The sequence below is a fragment of the Microbacterium sp. HMWF026 genome (genome assembly GCF_003061325.1).
Lineage (GTDB): Bacteria > Actinomycetota > Actinomycetes > Actinomycetales > Microbacteriaceae > Microbacterium > Microbacterium testaceum_E.
Map to the genome: position 1 here is coordinate 8,053 of NZ_QAJB01000291.1, position 1,993 is coordinate 10,045.

Below are 1,993 nucleotides of genomic sequence, written 5' to 3' on the forward strand. Positions count from 1 at the left end.
GCACCGACGGGCGCCGCGCACGAGACGGTTTTCGCCCTCGGGCCCTTCACCGCCGGCACCGAGGCCGGGGCCTTCACGCGTCCGAACTCGAACTCGCTGTCGCTGCGGCAGACCGACCGCGTGGCCGAGGCCGTGGCGGCCGCGCTGGCCGCGCGTCGCGTCGCCGCCGTCCGCTGACCCGCCCGCGCCGCACCCGGTCGCCGCGCACCTGCTCAGGAGTTTCGCGCGGCCGCCGCCCCACCCGGCAACGGGAGGGGGCAGGATGGAACGACGCGCAATCCGAACCGGGGCGAGCGGCGAACATCCCTCGTAGGGCGAAGACGCCACGAAAGGACGACATGCGACTCGCGACGACCCTCCGACGCTTCGAGCTGGACACGCGGCCCATCCACCCCGAGACCCGCCGCGCCCTCGACCGGCGGTGGGCCGAGCTGCCCCCGCACGCCAAGACGCCCAGCCAGCTGCTGGGACGCAGCGCGGTGGGCTGCGAGGGGACGCACGGCGTCTTCCCCAAGTGCAACCTCACGTGCTCGCCCTGTTACCACTCGGCCGACGCCAACAAGGTCCGCATCGACGGCGATCACACGGTCGACAACGTCACGCGTCAGATGGACTACCTGCGCGAAGTCCGCGGACCCCGCGCGCACGCGCAGCTCATCGGCGGCGAGGTCAGCCTGCTGAGCGCTGAGGACCACGCGCGCTCGCTGCTCGCGATGCGCGCCGTCGGCCGCGAGCCCATGTCGATGACGCACGGCGATTTCGACTACGACTACCTGCTCGACGTCGTCCTGGACGACGACGGAAAACCCCGCTTCGACAAGGTGTCGTTCGCCGCGCACTTCGACTCGCTCATGCGCGGTCGCCGCGGCGCGGTGCGCCCCCGCAGCGAGGCCGAGCTCAACCCGTTCCGCGAGAAGTTCGCCCGCATGTTCGTCGACCTCAAGCGCGACCACGGTGTGAGCAGCTACCTCGCCCACAACATGACGGTCACCCCCTCGAACGTCGCCGAGGTCGAGCAGGTCACGCGCGATGTGCTCGAGATGCCGTTCGACATGATGTCGTTCCAGCCGGCCGCGTTCATCGGCGACGACCGCCGCTGGCGCGAGGACTTCGGCGAGGTCACGATCGACGCGGTGTGGGAGCGCATCGAGGCCGGCGCCGGGCAGAAACTGCCGTGGCAGGCGACGCAGTTCGGCGATCCGCGCTGCAACCGCTCGACCGTGGGTGTGCGCGTCGGAAAGACCTTCGCCCCCGTGCTCGACCCCGAGGACCCCAAGGACATCGCCGCGCGCGACCGGTTCCTGTCGCACTTCGGCGGCATGATCTTCGGCGGCATCCCCCGTCACGTCCTGGCGGTCAAGGTCGTGCGCGCTCTCGCGTCGCACCCGGGCGATATCCCCCCGCTGATCGGCCTGATGTCGCGCGTCCTGCGCCGCGCGGGTGGTCTGCGCAAGGTCGTGGCGGCCGCCCGCCGCGGCAAGGTGTCGTTCAAGACGTTCGTGATCCACAACTTCATGGATGCCGAGCAGGTCGCGCCCGCGTGGAAGCTCATGCAAGAGGGCGTGACCGCCGACGACCCGCTGCTGCGCGAGACGCAGGAGCGCCTGGGCGCGTGCATGTACGCCATGGCGCACCCCGAGGATGGCCGCCTGGTGCCCGCGTGCGTGCAGCACTCGGTGCTCGATCCGAAAGAGAACGAGGAGCTGCGCCGCATCCTGCCGCTGCCGACGGTTCGCCCGGGTGCGACGGTGACGGCGCGCCCCTCGGGGCTGACCGCGGTGCGCGAGACGGGTGCGCGCACGGCCTGAGCCGGCGGGAACGTCCCTCAGCCCACGACCACGTGCGCGAGGGCCTCCGGCACCGAGAGCGCCACCTCGTCCCCCTGTCGCAACGCCGACACCGACGCGACCTCGGCGTGCACCTCGAGCGCGCCCGCGTCGACGGTGATCTCGCTGCGCGCGCCCACCAACCGGCGCGACCGCACCCTGCCGAC

The 1,993-nt window shown here is 71.9% G+C and carries 1 protein-coding gene; it reads left to right on the forward strand.

What is annotated here, in order from left to right:
* Positions 1 to 338: 338 nt before the first annotated feature.
* Complete coding sequence (locus DBR36_RS11255) at positions 339 to 1,808, forward strand: radical SAM domain-containing protein (RefSeq protein ID WP_181373568.1); 1,470 nt, start codon at positions 339 to 341, stop codon at positions 1,806 to 1,808.
* Positions 1,809 to 1,993: the final 185 nt, after the last annotated feature.

Coding starts and splice junctions, on each gene's coding strand:
- DBR36_RS11255 (WP_181373568.1), top strand. CDS start 339: ATGCGACTCGCGACGACCCTCCGACGCTTCGAGCTGGACACGCGGCCC.